The organism is Modestobacter sp. Leaf380, assembly GCF_001424485.1.
Lineage (GTDB): Bacteria > Actinomycetota > Actinomycetes > Mycobacteriales > Geodermatophilaceae > Klenkia.
Window position 1 is genome coordinate 15318 of sequence record NZ_LMQC01000009.1, and the last position, 24280, is coordinate 39597.

The following is a 24280-nucleotide window of genomic DNA, read 5'->3' on the forward strand; positions in this document are numbered from 1 at the left end:
GCGCCCATGCTGCCCGATGAGTCCGGGCCGGTCGGGCAGTCTCCCGGGCATGACGCAGACCCTGGACGCACCCGGCGCGACGTTGAGCTACGAGGTGCGGGGCACCGGGCCCGTGCTGGTGATGATCGGCCACCCGATGCCCTCCGGCGGGTTCGACGCCCTCGCCGCACAGTTCCCCGACCGGACGGTCGTGCTGCACGACCCGCGCGGCACCGGGGAGAGCACCATGGCCGACCCCACCCAGGCACCGGACCCCGAGGTGCTGGCCGACGACCTGTCCCGGGTGATCGCGGCCGTGACGTCCGAGCCGGTCGACGTCTTCGGCTCCAGCGGCGGCGGGATCACCGCGCTGGTGCTGGCCTCCCGGCACCCCGGGCGGGTGCGGACGGTGGTCGCGCACGAGCCCCCGCTGACCGGGTACCTGCCCGACGCGGCCGCCGTCCGCGAGCAGCTGGCCGGGGTCGCGGCGACCTACCGGGAGCAGGGGCTCATCCCGGCGATGGGTGCGTTCATGGTGGTCGCCGGCTTCACCCCGCCCGCGCCGTCCCCCGACGCCGCCCCGCCCGCCCCGCCGTCGGAGGCCGACCAGCGGTCGATGACCCGGATGGTGCTGGGCATCGAGACGGTGCCCACCCACCGCGTCGACGCGGCGGCGCTGCCCACCGAGCGGGTGCGGGTCGGGGTCGGCGCGTGGTCCGGGGAGGCCCTGACCGGCCGGACCTCCCGGGCGGTGGCCGCCGAGCTGGGGGTGCCGCTGGAGGTGTTCCCCGGTGGGCACGGCGGCTTCCACCCCGACCAGGGCGGTGACCCGGTGGCCTTCGCCGCGGTGCTGCGGTCGCTGCTGTAGTCAGGCTGTGGGCGACCAGCCCAGCGCCGGGCCCAGCCGGCCGGCCATGTCGGTGAGGATCTGCACGTAGTCCTCGTGCTCGAAGCTGAACGGCAGCGCGAAGGCCACCTCGGTGACCTGCTGGAAGCCGGCGTGGGCGTGCAGCTGCTCGGCGATCTGCTCGCTGGTGCCCACGATGTCGGGGGCGAAGAGCAGCTTGCCCGGGCCCTGCGGCTCCCGGGTGCGGGGCAGCCGGGCGGCGGCGTAGGCCGCGTACTTCTCCCGCTGCGCCGGGGTGGCCGAGTCGGTCGGGATGACGACGAGCCCCTGGGACACCCGGCCCTCGGGGAAGGCCTCCCGGTAGGCGGCGATCTGCGCGCCCTGGACCCCGGCGAAGTCGGCGTCGGTCGCGCCGGTGAGGACGCTGGAGGTCAGCAGGTTCAGCCGCTGCTCGGCCGCCCACGCCGCCGACCGGAAGCTGCCCGCGCCGTACCAGACCCGGTCCCGCAGCCCGGGCGAGTGCGGCTGGATCTGGCCGGAGAACACCTCGATGCCCTGGGTGGTCTCCGTCGTCACCGACTCACCGCCCACCATGTCCAGGAAGCGGCTGACCCGGCCGTAGGTGAAGTCCTCGACGTCGGCGGTGTCGGGGTAGAGCGCGTCCTTGACGTCGTCCCAGCGCATCGGCTGGCTCACGCTGATGCCGGGGTTGATCCGGCCACCGGACAGCAGGTCGACGGTGGCGAGGTCCTCGGCCAGCCGCAGCGGGTTCTCCCACGCCAGCGGGGTGACGGCGGTGCCCAGCTCGATCCGCGACGTCCGCTGCGACGCCGCGGCCATGATCGCCACCGGGCTCGAGACGCCGTACTGCAGGTGCCGGTGCCGCAGCCACGCGCTGTCGAACCCGAGCTCCTCGCCCAGCTGGATCTGGGTCAGCAGCGCCTCCATCCCCGGCGCCGGGTCGGCACCGTCGAAGGTGCCGATGGTGAGGAAGCCGAGCTTGGCCAGGGGCGCGTCAGACGTGGGCACGTCCCCGGCAACCCCCGGGGTGCCCGGCTGCTTCCCGCCGGGCGACGACGAGGGCAGGGTCCCGCCGTCCAGGCGCGTTGTCACGCTGCAGCGCGGCAGTCGGCCTGGACGGCGGGAGGATGCCTCAGGACCAGCGCGGGTCCGGGGGCAGCCGCGGGTTGAGCAGGTGTGCCACCAGCGCGGTCCAGCCGGTCTGGTGCGTGGCGCCCAGGCCCTCGCCGGTGTCGCCGTCGAAGAACTCGCTGAACGTGGGGTGCTGGGACCACAGCGGGGAGTCCGAGGACTCGATGCGGTCACCGTCGGCGGGGCGCTTGCCGTCGACGGGGCGGAAGAGCGCGGTGAGCCCGTTGTCGATGAGGTCGGCGGCGTCGACGAGGGTGCAGCGGTTCCCCGACCCGGTGGGCAGCTCGATGGTGAACGAGTCGCCGTAGTGCCGGCCCAGGGTGCGCAGCTTGTCCGCCAGCAGCACGTTCACCGGGAACCAGACCGGGCCGCGCCAGTTGGAGTTGCCGCCGAACAGCGCGGTGCGGGACTCCCCCGGCTCGTACTCGATGCGCGCGTCCCGGCCACCGACCCGGGCGATGACCTCACCGGTGGACTTGGACAGCGACCGGATGCCGAAGGGCGAGAGGAACTCCTCGGTGTCGAACATCCGGGTGAGGATCCGCTCGAGGCGGTCCCGGTCGACCAGCGACAGGATCATCTTGCGGCCCTCGGGCGCCGACCGGCTGCGCAGCGGCGCCACCAGCTCGGGACGGCGGCGCTGCAGCCAGCGCAGCCGCTCGGTGACGTCGGGGACCTCCTGGGTGATCCAGTGCGGCACCTCGGTCACCCCGAGGATCGGCAGCAGCCCGACCATCGAACGCACCCGCATCGGCTGCGGTGTGCCGTCGGGGGCGACCAGGACGTCGTAGAAGAAGCCGTCCTCCTCGTCCCACAGCGACACCTCGTGCGAGCCGAACGCGTTCATCGCCTCGGCGATGGACAGGAAGTGCTCGAGGAACTTGGTGGCGGTGCCGTCCCACGCCTTGTCGTAGCGGGACAGCTCCAGCGCGATCTTGAACATCTGCTGGCAGTAGAACGCCATCCAGCTGGTCGCGTCGGACTGCTCCAGCCGGTACCCCGGCGGCAGTGGCGCGGACCGGTCGAACAGCGCGATGTTGTCCATCCCGAGGAAGCCGCCCTCGAAGACGTTGGAGCCGTCGGCGTCCTTGCGGTTGACCCACCAGGAGAAGTTCAGCAGCAGCTTGGTGAACACCCGGACCAGGAACTCGCGGTCCCGGTAGCCGTCGATCCGGTAGACGTGCCAGGCGGCCCAGGCGTGCACCGGCGGGTTGACGTCGCCGAAGGCCCACTCGTAGGCCGGCAGCTGGCCGTTGGGGTGCATGGCCCACTCACGGCACATCAGCACGAGCTGTTCCTTGGCGAAGTCGGGGTCGACGTGCGCCAGCGGGATGGTGTGGAAGGCGGTGTCCCAGGCGGCGAACCACGGGTACTCCCACTCGTCGGGCATCGAGATGACGTCGGCGAGGGCCAGGTGCCGCCAGGTCGTGTTGCGGCGCCCCTTGGCGGCCCGGCCGGCGGGCGCGGGGACGTCGGGGTCGCCGTCGAGCCACTGGGAGACGTCGAAGCGGTACAGCTGCTTGGTCCACAGCAGCCCGGCGTAGGCGCGGCGCGCGACGTGGGTGTCGTCGGCGGACAGCCCCGGGTGGATGACCGAGCGGTAGAAGTCGTCGGCCTCGGTGCGCCGGGAGGTCATCACCTCGTCGAAGCCGCCGTCGAACATTCCGTCGACGGGCTCCTCGGTGGTCAGCCGCAGCTTGACGGTGACCGTCTCGCCGGGGGCGACGGCGTCCCACTGGTACCAGAACGCGGCCTTGGTGCCCGAGTCGCTGGGGTTGATCGCGGACTTGTCGCCGTGCACGACGCGGCGGTTGATGCCGTCCTTGGGGTACTTGCTGGCGTTGCGCCGGTCGCCGAACAGCCGCACCGAGTCGGTCTCGTTGTCGCAGCACAGCACCTTCGGGGAACCCTCGGCTGCCAGGACGTACCTGCCCAGGAAGCCGTGCTCGGCCTCCACGGCCTCCAGCCCGGACGCCGTCAGGGTGGGCGCGAGCAGCTGGGTCAGGTGGCCCTGGCGCTTGTCCCCGCCCCAGGACCAGGTGTTGCGGAACCAGACCTGCGGCAGCAGGTGCAGCGGCGCCGGGTCCGGGCCGTGGTTGGTGGCGGTGACGGTGATGCAGACGTCGTCCGGGGCTGCCTTGGCGTAGGTGACCTGGACGTCGAAGAAGCGGTCCTCGTCGAGCACGCCGGTGTCGGACAGCTCGTACTCGCGCTCCATCCGGGACCGCTTCTCGTTCTCCTCGCGCAGCTTGGCGTAGGGGTACTCGGCCTGCGGGTAGCGGTAGAGCCACTGCACCCAGGAGTGTGTGGGGGTGCCGTCGACGGCCCACCAGTGCTCCTTGGCGTCCTCGCCGTGGTTGCCCTCGTCGTTGGTCAGGCCGAACAGCCGCTCCTTGAGGATCGGGTCCTTGCCGTTCCACATCGCGACGGAGAAGTTGAGGAACCCGTAGCGGTCGCAGAACCCGCCCAGCCCGTCCTCGCCCCAGCGGTAGGCGCGGGCGACGGCGTGGTCGAAGGGGAAGCCGGCCCAGGCGTCGCCGTCCTCGGAGTAGTCCTCGCGGACGGTGCCCCACTGGCGGCCGGCCAGGTAGGGGCCCCACATGCGCCACGGCGCGTTCATGTCGGTGGACTCGGCGAGCCGGGCGTGCTCGGCGCTGCGCGGCTCGACCGCGTCCTGCGGTCCCGGCGGGGCCAGCGGGCGGGGTTTGGGGTGCGGTGCGCGGGCTGACACGGCGAGGAGCGTGCCACGCGCGTGTGACAGAACGGGTGACCCCTGGCCGGGAGGGGACGAGGGTCACCCCGCCTACTGTCGGCGTGTGCGTGGACCACTGAGCCAGGACGACGTCGAGGCCGCCGGCGGTCACCACTCCCCCGAGGGCCACCGGGCGCTCGCCGAGACCGTGCTGGGCTGGGCCGCCGACCCGCACCCGGACGACGAGGTCACCCCCGCGGAGCTGCTCGTCGACGCCGGGTGGCACCTGGACCTGGCCGGGGACACCGACGCCGCACTCGCCGTCTTCCGGCGCGCGCTGGAGGCCGGCCCGACCGTGCCGGACGCGCGCTGCTCCATGGCGGCGGTGCTGCTGGCCTCCGAGCGGACCGCGGAGGCCCGCGAGGTGGCCGACGAGCTGCGCCGGGCGAAGCCGCCGATCGCGACCTGCTCGGCGATGGCCGGGGTCTTCGAGACCGCCGGCGACCTGGCCCAGGCGGCGCGCTGGACGGCGATCGGGCTGGCCCGCCTGGAGCTGTCCACGGACTTCGACGTGGTCGACGGCGAGGCCGAGCTGCTGCTGACCACGCGGGCCCGGGTGCGCGCCGCCCAGGGCCTGCCCCCGGACCGGCCGCCGGTGGAACCCGCTCCCTAGCGTGGGGGCATGGGCCTCTTCAGCCGCACACCCCGCGCCGCACTCGACCTGCCCCCGGTGCCGGCGGCCTGGGCACCGTTCCAGGCCCGACTGCGCGACGCGATGACGGTCTGCGAGACGCACCAGGCCGAGGCGTGGCTGTTCCTCACCCCGCCGGCGCGCAACGCCCCGCACGTGGGGGTCATGCACATGCGGGCGACGCGGAAGTCGTTCTCGGGCTGGGGCGTGAGCGTCAACGGCATCACCGTCCCGCCGGAGGTGGCGGTGCACTTCCCGCCGTCGGTGGACCGCTGGGAGACCCCGCACGACCTCTCGACCACCGAGGCCTCGGCCGCGGCGACCTGGTTCCTGGCCTGCCACGTCCCCGAGCCGGCGGACGTCGTCCCCAGCCTCAGCGACGACGCCCCGATGGACCTGCCGCCGGCGACCGCACAGGCCGTGCTCCGCTCACTGGCCGGCTGAGACGAGCGCGGCCCCGCCCGCAGCTGCGGGCGGGGCCGGAGGCGACTACTTCTTCTTGGCCTTCGACTTCGCCTTGGCCTTGGCCTTCTTCGCCTTCAGCTTCACCTTGGCCTCCTTGGCCTTGGACTTCAGCTTCGACTCGGCCTTCTTGCCGGACTTCTTGGTCGCGGTCTTCGCCATCCCTGCTCCTCAGTCGGTGGTCTCCCGTGGGCCGACGAGAGTAACGGGCGTCTCATCTCCACCTGCCGGACACCTCCCGGTCACTCGCAGGCGAGGCCGTCGCCGTCGCCGTCCATGTCGGTGCGGTAGCCCGGCTCACCGACCCGCAGGGGTGCCGCACCGGCCGCCCGGACGGCGGCGCAGTCGGCGTACTCCCCCGCCGGAGCCGGACTCGGAGGCGGAGCCGGAGCCGGAGCCGAGGCACCGGTGTCGAGAGGGACCGTCGACGAGCCGGGAAGCGGCTGGTCGGGGCACTCACCCAGGACCCGGGCCATCGCGTCGTGCTCGGGCTGTGTGGTCCAGAGCCCGTACCCGGCCTTGACCGCGACCTGGCGGGCCACGTAGTCGCAGCGGTAGCCGCGGTCCGGGGGCAGCCAGGTGGCGGCGTCGCCGTCGCCCTTCTGCTGGTTGAGCGGGCCGTCGACGGCGAGCAGGTTGAGCGGGTCGTTGGCGAACGCGGCGCGGGTGTCGTCGTCCCAGCCCTGCGCGCCGGTCTGCCAGCCGTTGGACAGCGCGACGACGTGGTCGATCTGCACCAGCTCGCTGGTGCCCTCCCCGCGGGTGAAGGTGATCGTGGTGCCGGAGTAGGGGTCGGCCAGGGTCCCGGTGAGCACGACGCAGTCCCGGGTACCGGGCTTGAACGTCTCCTCCACCAGGTCGCGGGCCAGCACGTCGTTGCGGGTGTCGCAGCCGTTGCGGTCGGTGTCGACCCAGCCGGCCCCGAACCGGTCGCGGTCGTAGCCGGTCTGCGGCGCGCGGCCCTTCACCGGGATGGTCGCCAGCGCGGCGAGCGCGCTGCCGGGCGCGGCGTTGACAGCGACCGGCGGGACGGCGGCGGACGGGACGGCGGCCGAGGCGTCGGGCGCCGCCGTCGTGTCCTGCGCGGCGGCGGGCTGGTCCAGGACGGCACAGCCGCCGGTGGTCAGCGCGACGAGGGCGGCGGCGGTGGCGAGCAGGCCGCGGGACGGCATGGGACTCCCGGGGTGGGCGGACGGGGACGTCCGATCCTGCGTCGCCGGACGGACCGGGTGCGGCCGCGACACGCACCGGACCGCGTCCACCACCAGGCCCTTGCCGCCGGCCGGCGGGGCGAGCACGCTCGTGGCGTGCTCGCTGCCGGGGTCCAGCCGTGACGACGGCCGTGGGCGCGGTCCGCCGCCTCGGGGTCCGGCCGGTGGTGGCCGGGGCCGCCGTCGTCGGGGTGGCGTCGGCGACGGCGCTGCACGCGGCCGGCGACGGTGGGTTCGCTACCGCCCCGGTCGGGGTGCTCGCGCTGGGCGCTGCCGCGGTGGCCGCTGCCTCGGTCGGCTCTCGGGCGGCCGCGGGGTTGGCCGGCTGGCTGGTGCTCTACCTGGCTGCCTCGGTGTGGGCGGTGCTCGCAGCGCGCTCCGGTGGCGGTGCGTTCGCCGTCGCCGTCTGGAACGCCGCATGGATCCCGCCGCTGGGCGCCGCGCAGCTGACCGTGGCCGCTGCGGTGCGCCGTCGCGCCGGTGCTGCATGGGACGCCCGGCTGCTGACCGCTGTGCTGGCCGCGGCGGTGCTGGCCGCCGTGCTGCTGACCTCGGCCGGCGACCCGTTCGCCGGGCTGCCGACGGTGGCGCCCGAGGCGTGGCGCAGCGCGCTGGCCCCGGTCGGGGATGCGCTGACGGTGGCCGGCCTGGCGGCCCTGCTGCTGCTCCCGGTGCGGCTGGGCCGGGCCGCCAGGTCGTCGACGGGGCCGTCCCGGGCTGCGTTCGGGGTGGCGGCGGCCGGGGCGTCGGCGGCGCCGCTGACCGTGGTGTTCTGCCTGCTGCTCGCCGTGGCCCGGGACCCGGGCGCGATCGACCCGGAGCTCGGGTCGATCGCCTTCCTCGTCGCGCTGGCCGGCGGCTGCGCGTTCGCCTGCGGGTGCGCGGTGCTCGCCCGCCGTCCCGACGTGCCGGCCCGCACCCTGCTGCTGGTGGTCCGGGCGACCGGGCTGGGGTCGGCCGTGCTGGTGGTGCTCGGGGTCGGCACGCTGCTCGCGGCACCGGCGGTCGCCCTGGGTCCGACGGCGACCGCGCTCGTCGTCGCCGTCGTGACGCTGGTGTGCGCAGGCGTCGCGTGGGCCGTCGCGGACCGGCTCGCCGGTGCCCTCACCCGGCTGCCGGAACCGGCGGCCCAGCCCGCGGACGAGCCGGATGCGGGGCCGGTCCAGGTGCCCGGGCTGACCCCGCGGGAGAGCGAGGTGCTCGGGCTGCTCGCCGAGGGTGCGAGCAACGCGGGCATCGCCGCGGCCCTGGTGATCTCCGAGCGGACCGTCGACGCGCACCTGCGTTCGGTGTTCACCAAGCTCGACCTGCGCCCGGACGGCGCCGGCAACCGGCGGGTGCAGGCCGCGCGCATCTGGTTGTCCACGGGACGCTGAGCAGGGTGTTCGCGGAATAGGTGCTGAGGCCGATGCGTCGGGAGGCGGCGCTGGCGACGGTGGACACCCCGTCCCGACGTGCCCCTGGAGGCCCCCGTGTCCGCGAGCGTCCTGACTCCCCCGACCACCGTCCACCGTCGTCCCCCGGCCGCGCTGCTGGTCCTCTTCGGCCTGCTCGTGCTCTCCCTGGTGGCGCGACTGGTGTTCACGCTGACCGAACCGCCCTTCGACGGCTCACTGCGCTACGACGACCTGATCGCGATGGACGGCGCCTACTGGCCGCTGAACCTGTACCTGGGCGGGCCGGGCTACCTGGTGTCGTTCGTGTCGACGGCGGTCTTCCTGGTGCTGCTCGGCCGTGGCCACGGGTCCGCTCTGACGCTGGCCGGCGCACTGCTGGTCGGCCTCGGCGGGACTGTCTTCTCCCTGGCGATCACGGCAGAGGCGCTGCCCTTCGCGCACGCCGTCGACCCCACCCTGTTCGGCGAGGCCGAGGGACGGGCGTGGGTGAGCACGCTCAACGGCCGGCTGGACCTGCTGGCCCCGGCGATCGTCGGTTCACAGGTCGCCATCGGCGTCGGCGGCCTCGTCGGGCTGGTCGGGGTGTTGCTGTCCCGGACCACACCGCGCTGGGCACCGGTCGCGGGGATCGTGGGCATCGTGGTGTCCCAGGTGCTGCCGCTCGCGGCACTGGGTTACCTGCTGCAGCTGGTGGTGCTGGCCGGGATCGGCTGGGCCGGGTCGCGGGTCCGCCGATGAGTCCGGCCGCACACGGCAGTCCTACCCGCAACGCCCACCCCGCAGGAGGCCCCGATGACCGTCACGCACGCCCTGGCCAGCCTCGTCGTCACCGACCTGGCCCGCGCCGAGGACTGGTACGCCGCGCTCCTCGGCCGCGCCCCCGACGCCCGCCCGATGGCGGGCCTGCTCGAGTGGCACCTGGACTCCGGTGGCGTGCAGGTGTTCACCGAGCCCGACCGGGCCGGCCGCTCCGGCGTGACGCTGGCCGTCGACGACCTGGACGCCCTCGCCGCGACGCTCACCGCGGCGGGCGTCGAGCACGGCGGACCGACCCGGGCGACGTCGTCCCGACTGCTGCAGCTGAGCGACCCCGACGGCAACCGCGTCGTGCTGACCGGTCCGTGACCAGAGAGGACGAGAGATGGCCAACGCCTTCCAGGTGACCTTCGACGCCGAGGACCCGTTGCGGCTGGGGCGCTTCTGGGGTGCGGTGCTGGGGTACGTCGACCAGCCCCCGCCCGACGGGCACGAGTCGTGGCCGGCGTTCCTGACCTCGGTGGGCGTGCCGGAGTCCCAGTGGGACTCGGCCTGGTCGGTCGTGGACCCGGACGGCGTCGGCGCACGCCTGCTGTTCCAGAAGGTCCCCGAGGGCAAGGCGGCGAAGAACCGGGTGCACCTGGACGTCACCGTCGGCGGTGGCCGCGGCGTCCCGCTGGAGGAACGGCAGCGCCGGGTCGACGCGCGGGCCGCGGAGCTGGTCGAGCTGGGCGCGGAGCTCGTCGGCCCGGGCGCGGAGCCCGGGGGCTACTGGGTGGTGCTGCGCGACCCGGAGGGCAACGAGTTCTGCCTGCAGTGACCCAGGCTCAGAGGTCGGGGACGCACTCCCCCGCGCCGAGCCGGGCCAGCCCGGCCAGGTCGCCGTCGGCGAAGTCGAGGACCGACCCGTCGGTGGTGGCGTACATCAGCTGGTCGGTGTCCCAGACGTGCTGCAGCCCGACGACGTGGCCCAGCTCGTGCAGCAGGATCGACCGGGCGACCTCCGAGCCGCGCTCGGAGGTCACCAGGTCGGCGAACTCGGGCCCGTCCAGGGTGACGTTGCCGCTGACGTAGACCTTCGTCCCGTCGACCGACGGCGAGGCCCACGCGCTGCCGCCGAGACCCGCGACCTGACCGGCGAGGGCGGGCTGCTGATCCGGGGTGCGCCAGCCGATGAGCACCGGTGCCCACCGGTCGCCGTAGACGTCGGGCTGGAAGACGCCGCGGCCCTCGACGGGCACCTCGGCGGTGGTGCCCTCGTAGTCGAACTGCAGGCCGGTGACCTCCGACAGCCGGGCCAGGGCGTCGGTGACCATGGCCTCCGCGCCCTCCGGCGCGCCGTCCAGGCTGAGGACGACGTCGACCGGGCGGCACGGGTCGTAGGCGACCGGGCTGGTGCCGTCGGCCTGCAGCTCGATGAACCCGAACGCGCCGGGGTCCTCGGGGGCCGGCGGCGGGGTGCCCAGCGGCTGGCCGGAGGCGCCGACGCCGGGGGTCGGGAACCCGCTGGGCGCCGCGACGACGGCCGGCACCTCGGCGGCGGCCTGCGGGATCTCGGGACTGCGGTCGGCCAGCTCGGGCAGGTACACGACCCCGGCGACGACGGCGGCCAGCGTGACCAGACCGAGGACGACCCGGCCCCGGCGGCGCTTGCGCGGCGGGGGCGGCGGCTCCTCCACGAACCAGTCCCGCCCGGTGACGCCGACCGGTTCGCGGCCGGCGGCCTCGTCGAGCACCCACTGCGGCACACGTCCCGACGGCGACACCCGGTGGATCGGTGCGGTCTCGTCCGGCTCGCTCACGTGTCCCCGTCCTCGTGGTGCAGAGGACTCAGTGTGCCTGGCCCGCCGTCGGTGGGGCCCGGAACACGCAGCGCGGGCCGCTCGCACGGGTCTGTCGGACCGGCAGGGCAGGCTGTCCCCCGTGCAGCACATCGGGATCGACCTCGCCTGGGGACTCAAGTCACCGACCGGCCTGGCGGTGCTCGACGACGCCGGGGCGCTGGTGCACGTCTCCGCCGTCCGCACCGACGAGCAGATCGAGGCCGCCCTCGCCCCGTTCACCGCCGGCCCCTGCATCGTGGCGATCGACGCCCCGCTGCTGGTGACCAACGCGACCGGCAACCGGGGCGCGGAGAAGGCGCTGAACCTGGACTTCGCGAAGTTCCAGGCCGGGGCGCACCCGACGAACCAGGGCAAGCCGGAGTTCACCGACGGCGACACCCGCGGCGGCCGGCTGGGCAAGCGGCTGCGGCTGGACCTGGACCCCCGCTCGGGCCGGGAGCGGCGCGGCATCGAGGTCTACCCGCACGCGGCGACCGTCGCGCTGTTCCGGCTGGGCAAGACCCTGAAGTACAAGAACAAGCCGGGTCGGGAGTTCCCGCAGCTGCAGGCCGAGCTGCTGGTGCTGATGGACCACCTGTCCGCGGTCGCCGAGCTGACCCTGGGGCCGCTGTTCGCCGACCTGCGCGCGCAGGTGGTGGCCGCGACCAAGAAGTCCCAGCTGCGGGTGGTGGAAGACCAGGTCGACGCGGTCGTCTGCGCCTACGTGGGGTGGATCGCGGTCCGCCGTCCGGACGACGTCACCACCTACGGGGACGCGACGACGGGGGCGATCGTGACCCCCACGCTCCCCTCGGACCTCACGCCGCTGGCGAAGGCCCCGGCACCCGTGCTGGACCCGGTGCAGCAGGCGATCCAGGCCTACGCGGACTCCTGGCCCGAGACCGTGACGGCGGCCGAGGCGGCACTGGCCCTGGTGAGCAGCCTGCTCGACGAGGCCGGCATCAACTACCTGTCGGTGACTGGCCGGGCCAAGACGGTGGCCTCGTTCGCGGAGAAGGCGGTGCGCGAGGTCGACGGGGTGCGGCTGTACTCCGACCCGCTGGCCGAGATCGGCGACGCCATCGGGGTCCGGGTGATCACCTACGTGCAGTCCGACGTCGTGGTGGTCGCGGAGCTGCTGGGCGACCAGGTGGTGGTCCTCGACGACCGCGACCTGGGCTCGCAGACGGCGCGGGAGGGCCGGTTCGGCTACGCCAGCCGGCACCTCCAGATCGCGGTGGACCCGGCGCGCGCCGAGGAGTGGCCGGCGCTGCGCGACCGCCGCGTGCAGGTCCAGGTGCGCACGGTGCTGCAGCACGCGTGGGCCGAGTTCGAGCACGACATCCGCTACAAGGGCACGGTGCCCGCCGAGCACGCCTCGGAGTTCGACCGCCGGTTCACCCTGGCCGCCGGGCTGCTGGAGCTGGCCGACCAGGAGTTCACCGCGATCCGCGAGCGGCTGCGTGCCCCGGTGCCCGCCGCCGAGGACGACGACGTCGACCCCGACGACCCGCGGATCGCCCCGCGCGAGCTGGCCGCCTTCCTGGCCGGGCAGTACGCCGACGCCGACTGGTCGCGCCCGGACCACTACGACTGGATATCCGGGCTGCTGCTGGAGCTGGGCGTCACCTCGCTGGTGGAGCTGGGCGACGTGCTGCGCGCCGCGGAGGACGACTCCTCGATCGCGGCCCGGATGGGCTACAAGTACCCGCCGGGTGCGGTCCGCCGGCTCGACGACGCCCTGCTGGCCGGGTTCGGCCAGCGGTACGTGGAGCTGCACGGCAACGCGCACCGCTCGGCGGCGCTGCGGGCCCGGTTGGCGAAGCTGGTCGCGCCGGGCGGCTGATCAGTCGGAGCCGCCGCCACCGCCTCCGCCACCGCCGTCGGAGCCGCCTCCTCCGCCGCCGTCACTGCCGGCACCGCCGTCGCTGCCGGCACCGCCGTCGTACCCGCCGTCGTGCCCGTGGTGTCCGCCGTGCCCGCCGTGGCCCCGGTCCGGGACGGGGTCGCTGTACCCCGTGTAGCCGACCGCACCGCCGGTGCCGGCGTCAGCGGCTCCGGAGCCCCGGCGCGCCGGTGGGGTGGCCTTCTGCCGTTGCTGCCAGGCGCGGAAGACGATGGCCAGCACGACGACCAGGACGACGACGGCGATGAGCTTGCCCATGCGCACACCCTGGGACCTCGGGGCCCGCAGCGCCAGACACCCGGCCCGCCGACCTGCAGCCGAGCCCATCCGCGTCGAGACCCGCGTGGCCGCGCGCAGCGGTCACCGGTGCGCGCCCGGGCCGCGTACCGCAGCCCCAGCGGCGCCTCGGCGCGCACTCACGGACCGACGGCGCGCCGGCGCCTCAGCCCCAGCTGCCGGCGCGGGCCGCAGCGACGTTCGGGTCCTCCAGCGTGTGCGTCCGACGGCGGGGACCGCGGTCGGGGACCACAGCCGGGACGACGTCGTCGTCACCCGGGTCGGCGGCGCGCACCGCCCGGCTGAGGCCGGACACCACGAAGGTGGCCATGCCGATGACGAGCCACAGCAGCGCGACGCCGCCGAGCTCGGGCACGGTGGCGCCCACGAGCAGCGGCGCGACGATGCCCCAGAGCACCACCCGGTGCGGGGCGGGGTACGCGCGTGGGTCCATGGCGTCGGTGTCGGCGCCGGGGTGGTCCGGGTTGAGCCGGGCTCACCTCTCCGAGTGGGAGACACGGCATCCATCGGTGGCTACGTTCGACATCTCCATGGTGGGCACAGGGGGCTGCGAGTGACGAGCATGGGGATCCGCGAGCCCCGGGACGGGCCCAGCAGGCGCAACGCGGAGGTCCGGGCCGGCCAGACCATCACCGTGACCGACCACGGCACCCCGGTCGACCGGCCGACGGCGCTGGAACGTCTGGTCGCCGAGGGCATCGTGCAGCCACCGGTCCGGACGAAGACGCCGGCCGCGGACCCTGTCGACGGCGGTGTCGCGCTCTCCGAGATCGCGCCGTCCGACCGGCGGTGAACCCGTACCTGGACACGTCCGCTCTGGTCCCCCTGCTGGTGTGCGAGGCGTCCTCACCGCTGTGCCGACGCCTCGGGGAGTCGGCGACGGCGTCCCTGCGGCACGGGCTGCGGGGCCGTGGTGCGGTGCACTGCGCGGGGCCGGTGTCGGTCGCCGACGCGGAGCTCGCCGCCGCCACCGGTGATCGGGAACTGCTCACGGCCTGGCGGCGCGAGGGCCTGTCGATCGTGGGCACCGGGGCATGAACGATCCCGCAGCAGCCACCGACCGGCTCAGGCTCTTCCGGTACGTGAGCGACACCGAGCACACGGCCGACTACCTGGCCGTGATGCGGCTCTTCAGCTCAGGACTGCTCATCGACCTGTCCGCGTCCGAGATCGCCGAGCGGCTGCGAGAGCAGTCCGGCATCCACCTGGACGTCGACACCGTCGAGGACCGGTGTGACTCCCTGGTGGGCTGGGGGAACCTGATCCGGTCGGTCCGGGACGCCCGGGTGCGGACGATCGCGGACTGGCAGCGTGCCCGCACCCGGTACCAGATCTCCAAGCTGGGCGGCCGGGTGCACCGCCAGGTGGAGGAACTGCTGGCCACCTCCGAGGGTGCCCGCGAGGTGGCCCGCGAACTGCTCGCCGGGACCGCCGACCGGCTGCTGCTCATCCGCGAGCTGGCGGTGGCCGATCCCACGGACCCCGAACGGCTGGCCGCCGAGGTCACGACCCTGTTCAGCAACCAGCGGGTCTTCCTGGACAGCCTGGCCGACTTCTACGCCTACCTCGCCACCGTGCTCAGCCGGTACGACCTGGCCGGGGACGAGTACGCCACGTTCAAGGGCGTGCTGTTGGACTACGTGGGGTTGCTGGGGTCCGACGTCGGACGACACGCCCCGCTCGTCGGCGAACGGCTGACCGGGCTCGCTCCGCACCTACCGGCGGTCCTGGGCCAGCTGGCGGCGCTGCCCGGGCTCTCCGGAGGGGCCGCCGCGGTCGAGCGGCTACCCGGGCGCACCGAGCGCGACTGGACCGAGTTCGCGGAGTGGTTCACCGGCGCACGGTCGGGTCCCGAACGCCTGCGCGCGGCTGCCGAGCAGGCCCTGGGCCAGCTGCTGACCAACGCCAAACGCATGGTCTCCTCGGCCGGGACCGGGCTCTCCCGCCGCGACGACCTCCTCCGGCTGGCCGCGGTCTTCGCCACCGACGGGGTCGACGACGACACTGCCCACCGGCTGTGGGCCGCGACGTTCGGCGCAGCTCCTGCGCGACACCTGGCGCTGGGGCTGGAAGACGACGACGGTCGCACGCCGCCGTCGACGTCCTGGTGGGACGCGCCCCCGGTCGACGTCCCGGTGTCCGTGCGGGAGCAGGGTGACCGGACCGCCCGGGGCCGGTCGGCACGGGTCCCCGACCCCGGACTGGACCGGGTCCGGTTGCTCGCCGAGGCAGCGGCGGAAGCCGCGGCGCTGCGGGCGGCCGCCACCGAGCTCGCAGCCGCGGGACGCCTGCACGGCGCGCGGCTGTCCCCGGCGGCCCGGGACCTGGTGCTGGACCAGTTGGCCGCGGTGATCGCCGTCGACCAGCTCCTGGTCGGCCCGGCCACACGTACCGACTCCGACCTGGGACTGGTCCTGCTGGTGGAGCCCGGCGGGGAGACCGTCGTCGAGTCCACGGACGGCCGGACGACGGTGCACGGGCTGACCCTGAGCGCGCGGCCCCTCGTCGGGGAGGCGACCCCGTGAGCGCCGTGACCACCTCTGCGCACGATGCGGCCGAGCGCCGGACGGCGGCCCGTGCGCTGCTGCTGACCCCGGTGCTGACCACTGCCCAGCAACCGGAGGTCATGCGCCTGGTCCGCCGGCACGCCCCGGCGCTGCGCACCCTGTTCGGCTCTCAGCTGGGGTACACCCTCGTCGTCGAATCGACCTTCGCGCGGCTGCTGAAGACCCCGCCGGAGGCCGGCATGCCGGTCCGCCCGGCCCGTCGCGCCGACGGCGCACCCTTCGCCGCCCGCACGTACGTGCACCTGTGCCTGGTGACCGCAGCCCTGCTCGCTCCCTCGGCCGGCGAGCAGGTCCTGGTGTCCACCCTCATCGAGCAGGTGCGGGCCGACGCTGCGGGGTTGGGTCTGGAGCTCCCCGACAGCCTCACCGAGCGCCGGTCTCTGGTCGCGGCGCTGGACCTGCTGGTCCGCTGGGGCGTGCTGTCCGAGACCGACGGCAGCACGGCAGGCTGGGCAGAACACCGCGAGGAGGCGCTGCTCACCGTGCACCGCCCGCTGCTCCCGTACCTGCTCAACCGGCCGCTGCCGGCCGGGGCCGACGTCGACGCCCTGCTGGCGCCTGCCGAGGACCACCAGCCGCGCCGGCGGCTGCGCCGGCTGCTGTCCGAGAACCCGGTCGTGCTGCGTTCGGACCTGGACGCGGAGACCGCCGACGTCCTCTCCCGCGAGCGTCCCGTGCTGGCCCGGCAGCTGGACGAGGCATTCGGTCTGGTGCTGGAGACCCGCGCCGAGGGCGTGCTCGCCCACGACCCGGACGCCTCGCTGTCCGACGTGACCTTCCCGGGCACGGGCACGGTCCGACAGGCCGCGCTGCTGCTGGTCGAGCACCTGGCGATCGACCACCTCCCCGACCCCGACGCGCGGGACGCCACCGGCGCTCACCCGTCGTCGGTGCTGGTGTCCTGGTCCGCCGTCGACGACTGCCTGGGTGTCCTGCTGACCCGCTACGGCCGGGGGTGGCAGCAGCGGTTGCGCGAGGACCCGCTGCGACTGCGCGGGGAGGTGCTCGACCTGCTCACCTCGCTGTCGCTGACCACACCCTCGGCGGACGGCGTCCTCGTGCACGCCGTCGCCGCCCGGTACCGCACCGAGGTGACCCACCACCGGGCCACCCGGCGCGCACCCGACCCCGAGCCCGAGCCCGATGCCGGCCTGTTCGACCTGGAGGACCCGCAGTGAGCGACTCGAACCGCTGGCGGCTGCACCGCGCCGGCATCCAGAACGTCTGGCACTACTGGGACGCCGAGTTCGTGCTCTCCGGGGGGCGCATGGTGCTGCGCGGCACCAACGGCTCCGGCAAGTCGCGCGCCCTGGAGCTGTTGCTCCCCTTCCTGCTGGACGCCGACCGGCGGCGGATGGACTCCAGCGGCTCCGGGTCGGTCAGCCTGGACCGGTTGATGCGCGTCGGTGGCCGGGAGGTCGGCAACCGGGTCGGGTACCTCTGGGTGGAGCTCGCCCACGGTGACGGGACGGGCGTCCCCGTCCGGTTCCTCACCCTGGGCGCCCACCTCAAGTGGTCCGCCGCGACCGGCACCGTGAAGGTGCACTGGTTCACCACCGACCACCGGGTCGGGCACGACCTGCACCTGCTGGACGGCCAGCGGCAGGCCCTGCGCCGGGAGGACCTCACCCGTCAGCTCGGCCCGGAGCAGGTCACCGATTCCGCCGACACGCACCGGGAGAAGGTCCGCAGCCTGGTCTTCGGTCTGGTCGACGCCCGGGCCGAGGAGCGGTTCGAGGGACTGACCCAGCTGCTGCACACGCTGCGCTCACCCGACGTCGGCAACCGGATCGACGAGGGCCGGCTGCCGGCCCTGCTCTCCGATGCCCTGCCGCCGCTCTCCCAGGCCACGCTGGATGCCGCCGGCGCCAAGCTCGACGAGATCTCCGAGACGCGCGCCCTGCAGGAGCGGCTGGAACGCAGCGTCGCGGACCTGGAGACCTTCCTGGCCTCCTATCGGCGGTATGCGCAGGGTGAGCTCGGCGCAGCGACGGCGCAGGCCCGGTCCGCCGTCCGCGATCGGGGCCGGGCCGACCGGGCCGAAGCCACTGCCCGGGTGGCACTGACCACCGCCGAGGAGGCCGCTGCCCAGGGAGCTGCCCGCTACGCCCAGTGCACCGAACAGCTGGCCGAGGTGCAGGCCACCCTGGCCGGGCTGCGGCAGTCCGCCGAGCGGCAGGACCTGCTGGAGCGTGCCCGCACGGTCACCGCACTCCGCACGTCTGCGGACGGCGCGGCCGACCGGGCGTGGGACGCCCGGGCCGGGGAGGAGCAGGCCGCGACGCGGGTCGCGGGCGCCGTCGACGACGCGGAGGCCGCGGGCGCCCGGGCCAGCGGTCAGCTCACGGCACTCGCCGAGAAGGCAGGCGTGGCCGGCGTCCCGGACCCGCTGCCCTCCGAGGTGCCGCTGCGCCGGGTCGAGCTGGCCGGTGCCGTGGATGCCGTCCGGCTGCGGCCGGACCGGGACGCGGAGCCACTCGCTCGACCCGCGATGGTCGACCTGGACCTCGGCGATGCCGACCTGGAGGCCTGGCGGACCACCGCCGGGGCCGTCCGTCAGGCGGCACGGGACCGCCGCCACCAGCTGGAAGGGCGGCTCGTCGAGCACCGTCGGCTCCGCGACGCGGAACGAGCAGTGCTGACCGCGGAGAACAGACGCGACCAGGCCGCCGAACGCGAGCAGGCGGCCCGCGTTCGGCGGGAGGCCGCCGTCGGCACGGAGAGCGCGGCCGGTGGGGACCTGCGCGGGCAGTGGCTGCGCTGGGCCCGCTCGCCGGACACCACGGAGCACCTGGGCGACGTGGAGTGGTCGGGGACGGTCGGCGGGTGGCTGGGTGCAGCGGCACCTGACGACGTCGACACCGTCGTTCCAGACACCGCGGCTCTGGGGGCCACGGTCCTGGACGAGTTGGACGGCGCCGCACAGGACGCTGCGGCCGATGCCGCCGAACGACTGTCCACCCAGCGAGCCGACCTGCGGCGACGAAAGACGATCCTGCTCGACCGGGCCGCGGACCTCGGCTCCCGACGGGACCGGTTGGTGGCCGAGCAGGACCCGGACCCCACGGCGCTGGGCTGGGTCACCGCGGCGGCGGGCACCCCGCTGTGGCGGGCGGTGGACTTCGCGCCCGACGTCGACCCGGAACAGCACGCCGGCATCGAGGCCGCACTGATCGGGGCCGGCCTGCTCACTGCCGCGGTGGGCGCCGCGGGCGCGACCGGTCCCTCGGTCGGTGAGCTCCTGGTGGACGCCTCCAGCCCACGCGCCCAGCATCCGCTGTCGACGGTGCTGGTCCCCGATCCCGATGGTGGCCTGCCCGCCGGCCAGGTGACCGACGTGCTGGACCGGATCGGGTGGGCGGACCGCTCGGGATCGTGTTGGGTGGACGTCGACGGCAGCTTCCGGCTCGGCTCGCTCACCGGGCGCCACGACGTCCCGCACGCCCGGCACATCGGGACGACCGCCCGGGCCCGGCACCGGGCCGAGCAGTTGGCCCTGCTGGAGACCGAGCTCCGCGAGGTCGCGGCGGAGACAGCGACCGTCGCCGCCGGACTGAGCGAGGCCGCGGACCGCACCGAGGCGCTGCGCCGGTACGTCCGCACAGCCCCCCGGACGACGGCGCTGCGCGAGGCCGGCACCCGGCGGCGCAGCGCGGACGCCGACCTCGCGCGTGAGGCCGCCGAGACCGTGCGCCTGTCCCAGGTGGCGACGGGATCGCGCTCGGCGTGGGACGTGGACCACCTCCGCCACACCGAGGCATGCGGCCGACTGGGCCTGCCGGCCGACGACGACCGTCTGGCGGCGGCCCGCGACCGCGCGGGGGACACGGTCACCGCGGCCGAGAACGTGAGTGCTGCCCTGGGTGACCTCGCCCGTGCCGTGCGCCGGGTGAGGGCAGACCAGTCGGTTGTGCAGACGGCGCGGGCGCACCGGGTGGCGGCCGAGACCGGCGCCGAGCAGGACCGGTCCCGCTGGCACGAGGCCGCCACCGAGCTGGCGGCAGCCGAGCTGGTCGCGGGACTGGACGCCGACGCGGCCCGCGCCGAGCTCGCGGCGGCCGAGCGGGAGGTCGGACGAGCTCGGGCAGCACACACCGCTGCCGACGCGGAACGACTGGACACCGCCCAGGCGGCGAGCAGCGCGCGCCGGGACGCCGAGAACGCCGCCGTCTCCGCCACGGCGACCCGGACGGCTGCTGCGACGGCCGAGGACCGGTTGCGCCACCGGGCCGAGTTGCCCGGGCTCGCTGAAGCCGCCGGGCTGTCCGAGCTGCCGACCGCCGGCCCTCTGGTCGACGTCCTGACCGCAGGGCTCCCCGACCCGGTGCCCGACCGCGACCCCGACGGCTACCAGAAGGCGCTGCTGGAGTTGAACCGCCGGCGTGACCCCGGGGACTACGACCTGCTCCCCTCGGTGGCGGACGGGGTGAACCTCGTGGAGATCGGCGAGGCCGCCGGCCGGCGCTCGCTGCCGGGCGCCGTCGCCGAACTGGTCCGCCGCCGAGACCTCGGCCGGGCCGCGCTCACCGAGAAGGAGCAGCGGGTCTTCACCACCTTCGTGCTGGGCACCGTCGCCGACGAGCTCCGACAGCAGCTGCTGTGGTCACTCGAGCAGGTCGACCGGATGAACGACCGGCTGGCCGGCATCCGGACCAGCCACGGGATCGGGGTGGAGATCCGTTGGCCGTTGGCCGAGGACGCCGCCGGCTCGGCCGCACGGATCGAGGAGCTGGTGCTGACCCGCGCCTCGGCCCGGTCCGTGGACGCCAACGCCGAGCTGACCACGCTGCTGCGTGGCCGGGTCGAGGAGGAGCTGCGCGGGGACCCTGCGCAGGGGTACGCGACCGCGCTCCGGGCGGCCCTGGACCACCGCTCCTGGCACACCGTCGAGGTCTACATCCTGGGGCCCGGCAAGGACGAACGCCGCAAGATCAGCCGCCGGGCCCGCCTGTCCCAGGGCGAGACGCGGGTCGTCAGCTACCTGGCGCTGTTCGCGGCCGCCGACGCGTTCTTCACCGGGCTCCCCGACCCGGAGGCACTGCGGCTGATCCTGCTCGACGACGCGTTCGCCAAGGTGGACGAGCCGACGATCGGGGAGCTGATGGCCCAGCTGGTCAGGCTGGACCTGGACTTCGTGATGACCGGCCACGCGCTCTGGGGCTTCGGGCCCGGGGTGCCTGCGCTCGACGTCTACGAGGTACGCCGAGCCGAGGGAACGTCGGCGATCACCACCCGGGTGCACTGGGACGGTACGAGCAGGCACGTGTTCGGGTGAGCCTGCTCGACGAGCTTGGGGACGCGGCGCTGGCCGGTGTGTGGCGTGCCGTGCGGCGTCAACTCGAGACGACCGGGCTGCAGCCCTCCGGTGCGGTCACGGTGCAGGTGGACGGGGTCGCTGCGGACCTGCTCGGTGGGCTGCTCGGACGACGTCCGCAGGTGGGGCGGTGGAGGATCGGTCTCGCCGATCTGGATGCCGCGCTGCGTGCCTCTCCCGCCGCGGTGTCCCTGGTCGAGGCCACCGTCGTCCTGCACGGCCCACTGCGGGACCGGCCCGCCGAGCGGCGTGCGGCCGAGACGGCCAGGATCGCAGCAGGCGGGGTCTGGGCCGAGTCACTCGTGGCCGCGGGACTGCCCGCGGAGCCCTGGGTCGTTGACTGGACGGCGGGGCTCCGGACCACCGGCTTGCTCGGGTCGTCGCCGGCGTCGCTGCAGGCCGCGGTGTCGGCGGTCGCCACCGTCCTCGCCGATCCCCGGCCGCGGACGTTGGGCGAGCTCGCGGCCGCGGTCACCGGCGACGCCCACGGGCTGGACCCGGGCCGGCGAGCAGGTGCGGTGGCCCTGCGCGGACTGGCCGCGCGGAGTGGACAGCCACCGCCCGGCCAGGCCGACGCCCGGTCCCGGCTGTGGGCATCGGTCGGGGTGGCCGTCGACGACGTCTCGGGGACGGTGCTGGTGCTCAACTGGCGTCCTCCCTCGAAGGACCGATGGGCAGTGACGATGCGGGAGCGGGCCGACCTGGGGCTGCCGACCCACGTGACCGTGCGGGAGCTGCGCACCGCACCGGGCCCGTGGGCGCTGCCGGGCCATGTGGTGCACGCGTGCGAGAACCCCCAGGTGCTCCAGGCCGCCGCCGACCGTCGCCTGCCCGGCGCGTTGGTCTGTCTGCAGGGCAACCCGTCCGCTGCAGCGGCGCTGCTGGTGCAGGGGCTGGCCTCCGCGGGGGCCGTCGTCCGGTACCACGGGGACTTCGACTGGCCGGGGGTGGCGATCGCCGGCCGGGTGTTCGCGCTGGGCGCCGCGCCCTGGCGGTTCGGGGCTGCCGACTACCTGGACGTTGCACCCGCTCTCGGCGTGCCGCTCACCGGACGCCGGACCCCCACCCCGTGGGACCCCGGGCTGGCAGAGGCGATGCAGTCGCAGGGCAGTGCCGTCCACGAGGAAGCCGTGCTGGAGGAGCTCCTGTCCGACCTGGTTCTCTGAACCTGTGGACAAGATCATCGCGAAGAGCCGGCCTCCCGGCAGGCTCCCCGGTGTGTCGACTCCGCCGCTGCCCACCACCCCTGTCACCACCGACCCCGAGTTGACCGAGCGCTGGCGCACGCTGCTCGGTACGGACGGCGTGCCGACGAGACGCACGCTCTTCCTGAGCTGGCTGCGTGCCGACGGGACCTCGGTCCCGATGCTGATCCCGGTGGAGGACATGCCGGCCGAACCGGATCGGCAGGCCATAGACGGCCTGGTGCGGATCCACGACGTCGTCGCCGAATCCGAGGGAGTCCCGGCCGCCGGTCTGCACCTGGCGATGTGCCTCGAGCGGCGTGGTCCAGCGGGCCTCTCCCCCGAGGACGCCGCGTGGGCGGCAGCCGTCGACTCCGTGGTGCGGGGGCGCGACGGGCTGGACTGCAGCCTGTCGGTCAGCGACGGCCGCCGATTGTTCTCGGTCCTGCCTCGGCAGTCGTGGAGCCGGTGATGCTTGCAGAGTGCGACACTGCAGTGGACGATGGCCACATGCCGACGCTGTACCTGCGCAACGTCCCCGTCGAGGTCCTCGCCCGCCTCGAGCGCATTGCCGCGGTCGAGCGGTCCTCGGTCAGCGCAGTGGCACTGCGGGAGTTGGAGCAGGTGTCCCGACGAGCCGACAACGCCGAGCTCCTCGACGCCCTGCCCGACACCGGTGTGGGGATGGAGGCCGTGCTGGACCAGGTGGACGCCGGCCGAGCCGACCGGTGATCGTCCTCGACGCATCTGCTGGTCTGGCTGCGCTGCTCCGGTCCGGACCGGCGCGGGCCGCTGTCGCATCCGAGCAGGTGCACGTCCCCCACCTGGCAGATGTCGAGGTCGTCCACACCCTGCGGAGGCTCCTGCTGTCCGGGCAGCTGGAGGGTCCCCAGGCTGAGGCGGCCGTCCGGACGTGGTCACGGCTGGGCCTGGTCCGCCACTCGGTCCACCCACTGCTGGGCCGCGTGTGGGAGCTCCGGGACAGCGTCACGGCGTACGACGCGAGCTACGTGGCCCTCGCCGAGTCGCTCGGCTGTCCGCTGGTGACGGCCGACCGTCGACTGGCGCGGGCCGGAGCCGCTCGCTGCCCGGTGACGGTCGTCCCGAACTGAGTCCCGGGCAGCTCGTCAGTCGAACCAGAGGTCCCACTGCGGCCGGACGGCGAGCTGCTCGGCGACCGCGCGGACGCTGTCCAACCCGGACTGCCACAGCACGTCGGGGCACAGCGCCACGATCTCGGCGGCGGCCCGCTCGGCGGCCGCGCCGGTCGGCGGGGTGGGCACGAGCCGGTGAGGACGTCGGAGGACAGCCCGGCGACGACGGCGCCGTAGCGGTCCTCCCAGCTGCGCAGCACTGCGGAGACCTCGGCGGCGCTGCGGGCGTTGATCGCGCCCACCCAGCCGGTGAGGGCGACCGCGTCGGCCGGGCGGGAGCAGCTGACCAGCCCGAGCCGGGCGCCCTCGCCGAGGACGGTGGGCGTGGACAGCACCCGCGGCCCCTCCGGCGGCGCCGGCTGCAGGCCGGGGAAGCCGGTCTGGAAGGGCGCCAGCTGCGGGTCGCCGGCGGTGAACTGCTCCTGCCAGGCCCGGGCCAGCAGGGCTGCGGGGTCGACGGCGTCCACGGCCGAGACGGGCACCGGGTCCAGCTCGCCGATCGCCCAGGGCCGCTCGGGCTGCCCGGGGTTGCCGGTGAGCACCAGCGGCCAGAGCCCGGTGGTGGCGTGCGCGGCGGCGAACCGCGGCCAGAGCCCCCGGATGTGCGGGACGTCCTCGTCGGTGGCCCACAACGCGGTCGGGGTGGGCCCGCGGCCGAAGTCGGCGACGACGGGACGGCCGGGCGGGACCGCGAGCCCGATCAGCTCCAGCGGCCCCGCGGGCGGCAACGGCGCGAGCTGGGGCTGCGGGCGGGAGCGGCGGGAGAAGCGCACCGCCTGATCCTGGCGCATGCGCGGGGCCCGGAACCCGAACGGACGCCACACGCCGTCGGCCCTGGACTCCGACCC

General features: G+C 74.7%; 25 protein-coding genes. 17 read left to right on the forward strand and 8 right to left on the reverse strand.

The genetic code is table 11. The annotated features are described in order from the left end of the window. Nucleotides 1–49 precede the first annotated feature (49 nt). Nucleotides 50–847 (forward strand): alpha/beta fold hydrolase, encoded by a 798-nt coding sequence (locus ASG41_RS07220; RefSeq protein ID WP_082556680.1) that lies wholly within the window; start codon nt 50–52, stop codon nt 845–847. Here ASG41_RS07220 and ASG41_RS07225 read toward each other — a convergent pair whose 3' ends face one another. Together ASG41_RS07225 and ASG41_RS07230 are read right to left on the reverse strand one after the other, a co-directional pair. Further along, nucleotides 848–1855 carry an LLM class flavin-dependent oxidoreductase gene (locus ASG41_RS07225; protein ID WP_056291947.1) on the reverse strand — a complete coding sequence of 336 codons (1008 nt, stop codon included), beginning with the start codon at nt 1853–1855 and terminating at the stop codon, nt 848–850. It lies immediately after the preceding gene. 124 nt (nt 1856–1979) lie between these two features. After that, complete coding sequence (locus tag ASG41_RS07230; RefSeq protein WP_200938773.1) at nt 1980–4709, reverse strand: glucosidase; 2730 nt, start codon at nt 4707–4709, stop codon at nt 1980–1982. A gap of 85 nt (nt 4710–4794) precedes the next feature. On the opposite strand from ASG41_RS07230, the gene ASG41_RS22860 reads away from it, so the two are divergent. Beyond that, entirely contained in the window at nt 4795–5343 is a 549-nt protein-coding gene (locus ASG41_RS22860) for a tetratricopeptide repeat protein (protein WP_056291953.1), read from the forward strand. A 9-nt stretch (nt 5344–5352) separates the two neighbouring features. Continuing rightward, a complete protein-coding gene (locus ASG41_RS07240; RefSeq protein WP_056291956.1) occupies nt 5353–5805 on the forward strand; it encodes a hypothetical protein in 453 nt (150 codons plus the stop codon). 45 nt (nt 5806–5850) lie between these two features. Here the strand turns inward: ASG41_RS07240 and ASG41_RS25060 are convergent, their stop codons facing one another. Both ASG41_RS25060 and ASG41_RS07245 read right to left on the reverse strand, forming a co-directional pair. After that, complete coding sequence (locus ASG41_RS25060) at nt 5851–5985, reverse strand: hypothetical protein (RefSeq protein WP_255352968.1); 135 nt, start codon at nt 5983–5985, stop codon at nt 5851–5853. An 80-nt stretch (nt 5986–6065) separates the two neighbouring features. Next, nucleotides 6066–6995: a DUF1524 domain-containing protein gene (locus ASG41_RS07245; RefSeq protein ID WP_082556686.1), complete on the reverse strand. Its 930-nt coding sequence runs from the start codon at nt 6993–6995 to the stop codon at nt 6066–6068. A gap of 158 nt (nt 6996–7153) precedes the next feature. Here ASG41_RS07245 and ASG41_RS24605 point away from each other — a divergent pair, with 158 nt between their 5' ends. The 4 genes from ASG41_RS24605 to ASG41_RS07265 all read left to right on the forward strand — a co-directional run bounded on the left by ASG41_RS24605 (nt 7154) and on the right by ASG41_RS07265 (nt 10007). Continuing rightward, a complete protein-coding gene (locus ASG41_RS24605; RefSeq protein WP_235564606.1) occupies nt 7154–8410 on the forward strand; it encodes a helix-turn-helix transcriptional regulator in 1257 nt (418 codons plus the stop codon). A gap of 96 nt (nt 8411–8506) precedes the next feature. Further along, nucleotides 8507–9169 carry a hypothetical protein gene (locus ASG41_RS07255; protein ID WP_157519147.1) on the forward strand — a complete coding sequence of 221 codons (663 nt, stop codon included), beginning with the start codon at nt 8507–8509 and terminating at the stop codon, nt 9167–9169. 54 nt (nt 9170–9223) lie between these two features. Further along, nucleotides 9224–9556 carry a VOC family protein gene (locus ASG41_RS07260; protein WP_056291962.1) on the forward strand — a complete coding sequence of 111 codons (333 nt, stop codon included), beginning with the start codon at nt 9224–9226 and terminating at the stop codon, nt 9554–9556. A gap of 16 nt (nt 9557–9572) precedes the next feature. Continuing rightward, the gene (locus ASG41_RS07265) at nt 9573–10007 is read left to right on the forward strand and encodes a VOC family protein (protein WP_056291965.1); all 435 of its coding nucleotides are present in this window, start codon (nt 9573–9575) and stop codon (nt 10005–10007) included. 7 nt (nt 10008–10014) lie between these two features. Here the strand turns inward: ASG41_RS07265 and ASG41_RS07270 are convergent, their stop codons facing one another. Continuing rightward, nucleotides 10015–10989: a matrixin family metalloprotease gene (locus tag ASG41_RS07270; protein ID WP_056291968.1), complete on the reverse strand. Its 975-nt coding sequence runs from the start codon at nt 10987–10989 to the stop codon at nt 10015–10017. Between the two features lie 121 nt (nt 10990–11110). On the opposite strand from ASG41_RS07270, the gene ASG41_RS07275 reads away from it, so the two are divergent. Further along, on the forward strand, nt 11111–12856 hold the full coding sequence (locus ASG41_RS07275) for a DUF429 domain-containing protein (protein ID WP_056291970.1): 1746 nt from the start codon (nt 11111–11113) through the stop codon (nt 12854–12856). Here ASG41_RS07275 and ASG41_RS07280 read toward each other — a convergent pair whose 3' ends face one another. Further along, nucleotides 12857–13174: a hypothetical protein gene (locus ASG41_RS07280; protein WP_157519151.1), complete on the reverse strand. Its 318-nt coding sequence runs from the start codon at nt 13172–13174 to the stop codon at nt 12857–12859. Nucleotides 13175–13358: 184 nt separating this feature from the next. Beyond that, complete coding sequence (locus ASG41_RS07285; RefSeq protein WP_056291979.1) at nt 13359–13646, reverse strand: hypothetical protein; 288 nt, start codon at nt 13644–13646, stop codon at nt 13359–13361. Between the two features lie 129 nt (nt 13647–13775). Between ASG41_RS07285 and ASG41_RS07290 the strand changes: the two genes are divergently transcribed. From ASG41_RS07290 to ASG41_RS25405, 9 genes are read left to right on the forward strand one after another with little or no spacing between them, the layout of a single operon-like run. Next, on the forward strand, nt 13776–14006 hold the full coding sequence (locus ASG41_RS07290) for a hypothetical protein (RefSeq protein ID WP_056291982.1): 231 nt from the start codon (nt 13776–13778) through the stop codon (nt 14004–14006). Then, nucleotides 14003–14251, forward strand: a complete 249-nt coding sequence (locus tag ASG41_RS07295) for a hypothetical protein (RefSeq protein WP_056291985.1) — start codon at nt 14003–14005, stop codon at nt 14249–14251. Before ASG41_RS07290 ends, ASG41_RS07295 begins: the two co-directional genes overlap by 4 nt. Continuing rightward, nucleotides 14248–15738, forward strand: coding sequence for a DUF2397 domain-containing protein (locus tag ASG41_RS07300; protein WP_056291988.1), 1491 nt, complete (start codon nt 14248–14250; stop codon nt 15736–15738). Before ASG41_RS07295 ends, ASG41_RS07300 begins: the two co-directional genes overlap by 4 nt. Next, entirely contained in the window at nt 15735–16958 is a 1224-nt protein-coding gene (locus tag ASG41_RS07305; RefSeq protein WP_056291991.1) for a TIGR02678 family protein, read from the forward strand. The genes ASG41_RS07300 and ASG41_RS07305 overlap by 4 nt, the downstream gene beginning before the upstream one ends. Continuing rightward, on the forward strand, nt 16955–21055 hold the full coding sequence (locus ASG41_RS07310; RefSeq protein ID WP_056291998.1) for an SbcC/MukB-like Walker B domain-containing protein: 4101 nt from the start codon (nt 16955–16957) through the stop codon (nt 21053–21055). Before ASG41_RS07305 ends, ASG41_RS07310 begins: the two co-directional genes overlap by 4 nt. Beyond that, complete coding sequence (locus ASG41_RS07315) at nt 21052–22260, forward strand: TIGR02679 family protein (RefSeq protein ID WP_056292001.1); 1209 nt, start codon at nt 21052–21054, stop codon at nt 22258–22260. The genes ASG41_RS07310 and ASG41_RS07315 overlap by 4 nt, the downstream gene beginning before the upstream one ends. Nucleotides 22261–22264: 4 nt before the next feature. Continuing rightward, nucleotides 22265–22750, forward strand: a complete 486-nt coding sequence (locus ASG41_RS07320) for a hypothetical protein (protein WP_056292002.1) — start codon at nt 22265–22267, stop codon at nt 22748–22750. A gap of 38 nt (nt 22751–22788) precedes the next feature. Continuing rightward, on the forward strand, nt 22789–23010 hold the full coding sequence (locus tag ASG41_RS07325; RefSeq protein WP_056292005.1) for a hypothetical protein: 222 nt from the start codon (nt 22789–22791) through the stop codon (nt 23008–23010). Continuing rightward, a complete protein-coding gene (locus ASG41_RS25405; protein ID WP_082556682.1) occupies nt 23007–23390 on the forward strand; it encodes a type II toxin-antitoxin system VapC family toxin in 384 nt (127 codons plus the stop codon). The genes ASG41_RS07325 and ASG41_RS25405 overlap by 4 nt, the downstream gene beginning before the upstream one ends. On the opposite strand, the gene ASG41_RS24610 is transcribed toward ASG41_RS25405, so the two are convergent. Further along, nucleotides 23285–24205 carry a DUF4253 domain-containing protein gene (locus tag ASG41_RS24610; protein WP_056292007.1) on the reverse strand — a complete coding sequence of 307 codons (921 nt, stop codon included), beginning with the start codon at nt 24203–24205 and terminating at the stop codon, nt 23285–23287. The two genes, ASG41_RS25405 and ASG41_RS24610, sit on opposite strands and share 106 nt — an antisense overlap. Nucleotides 24206–24280: the final 75 nt, after the last annotated feature.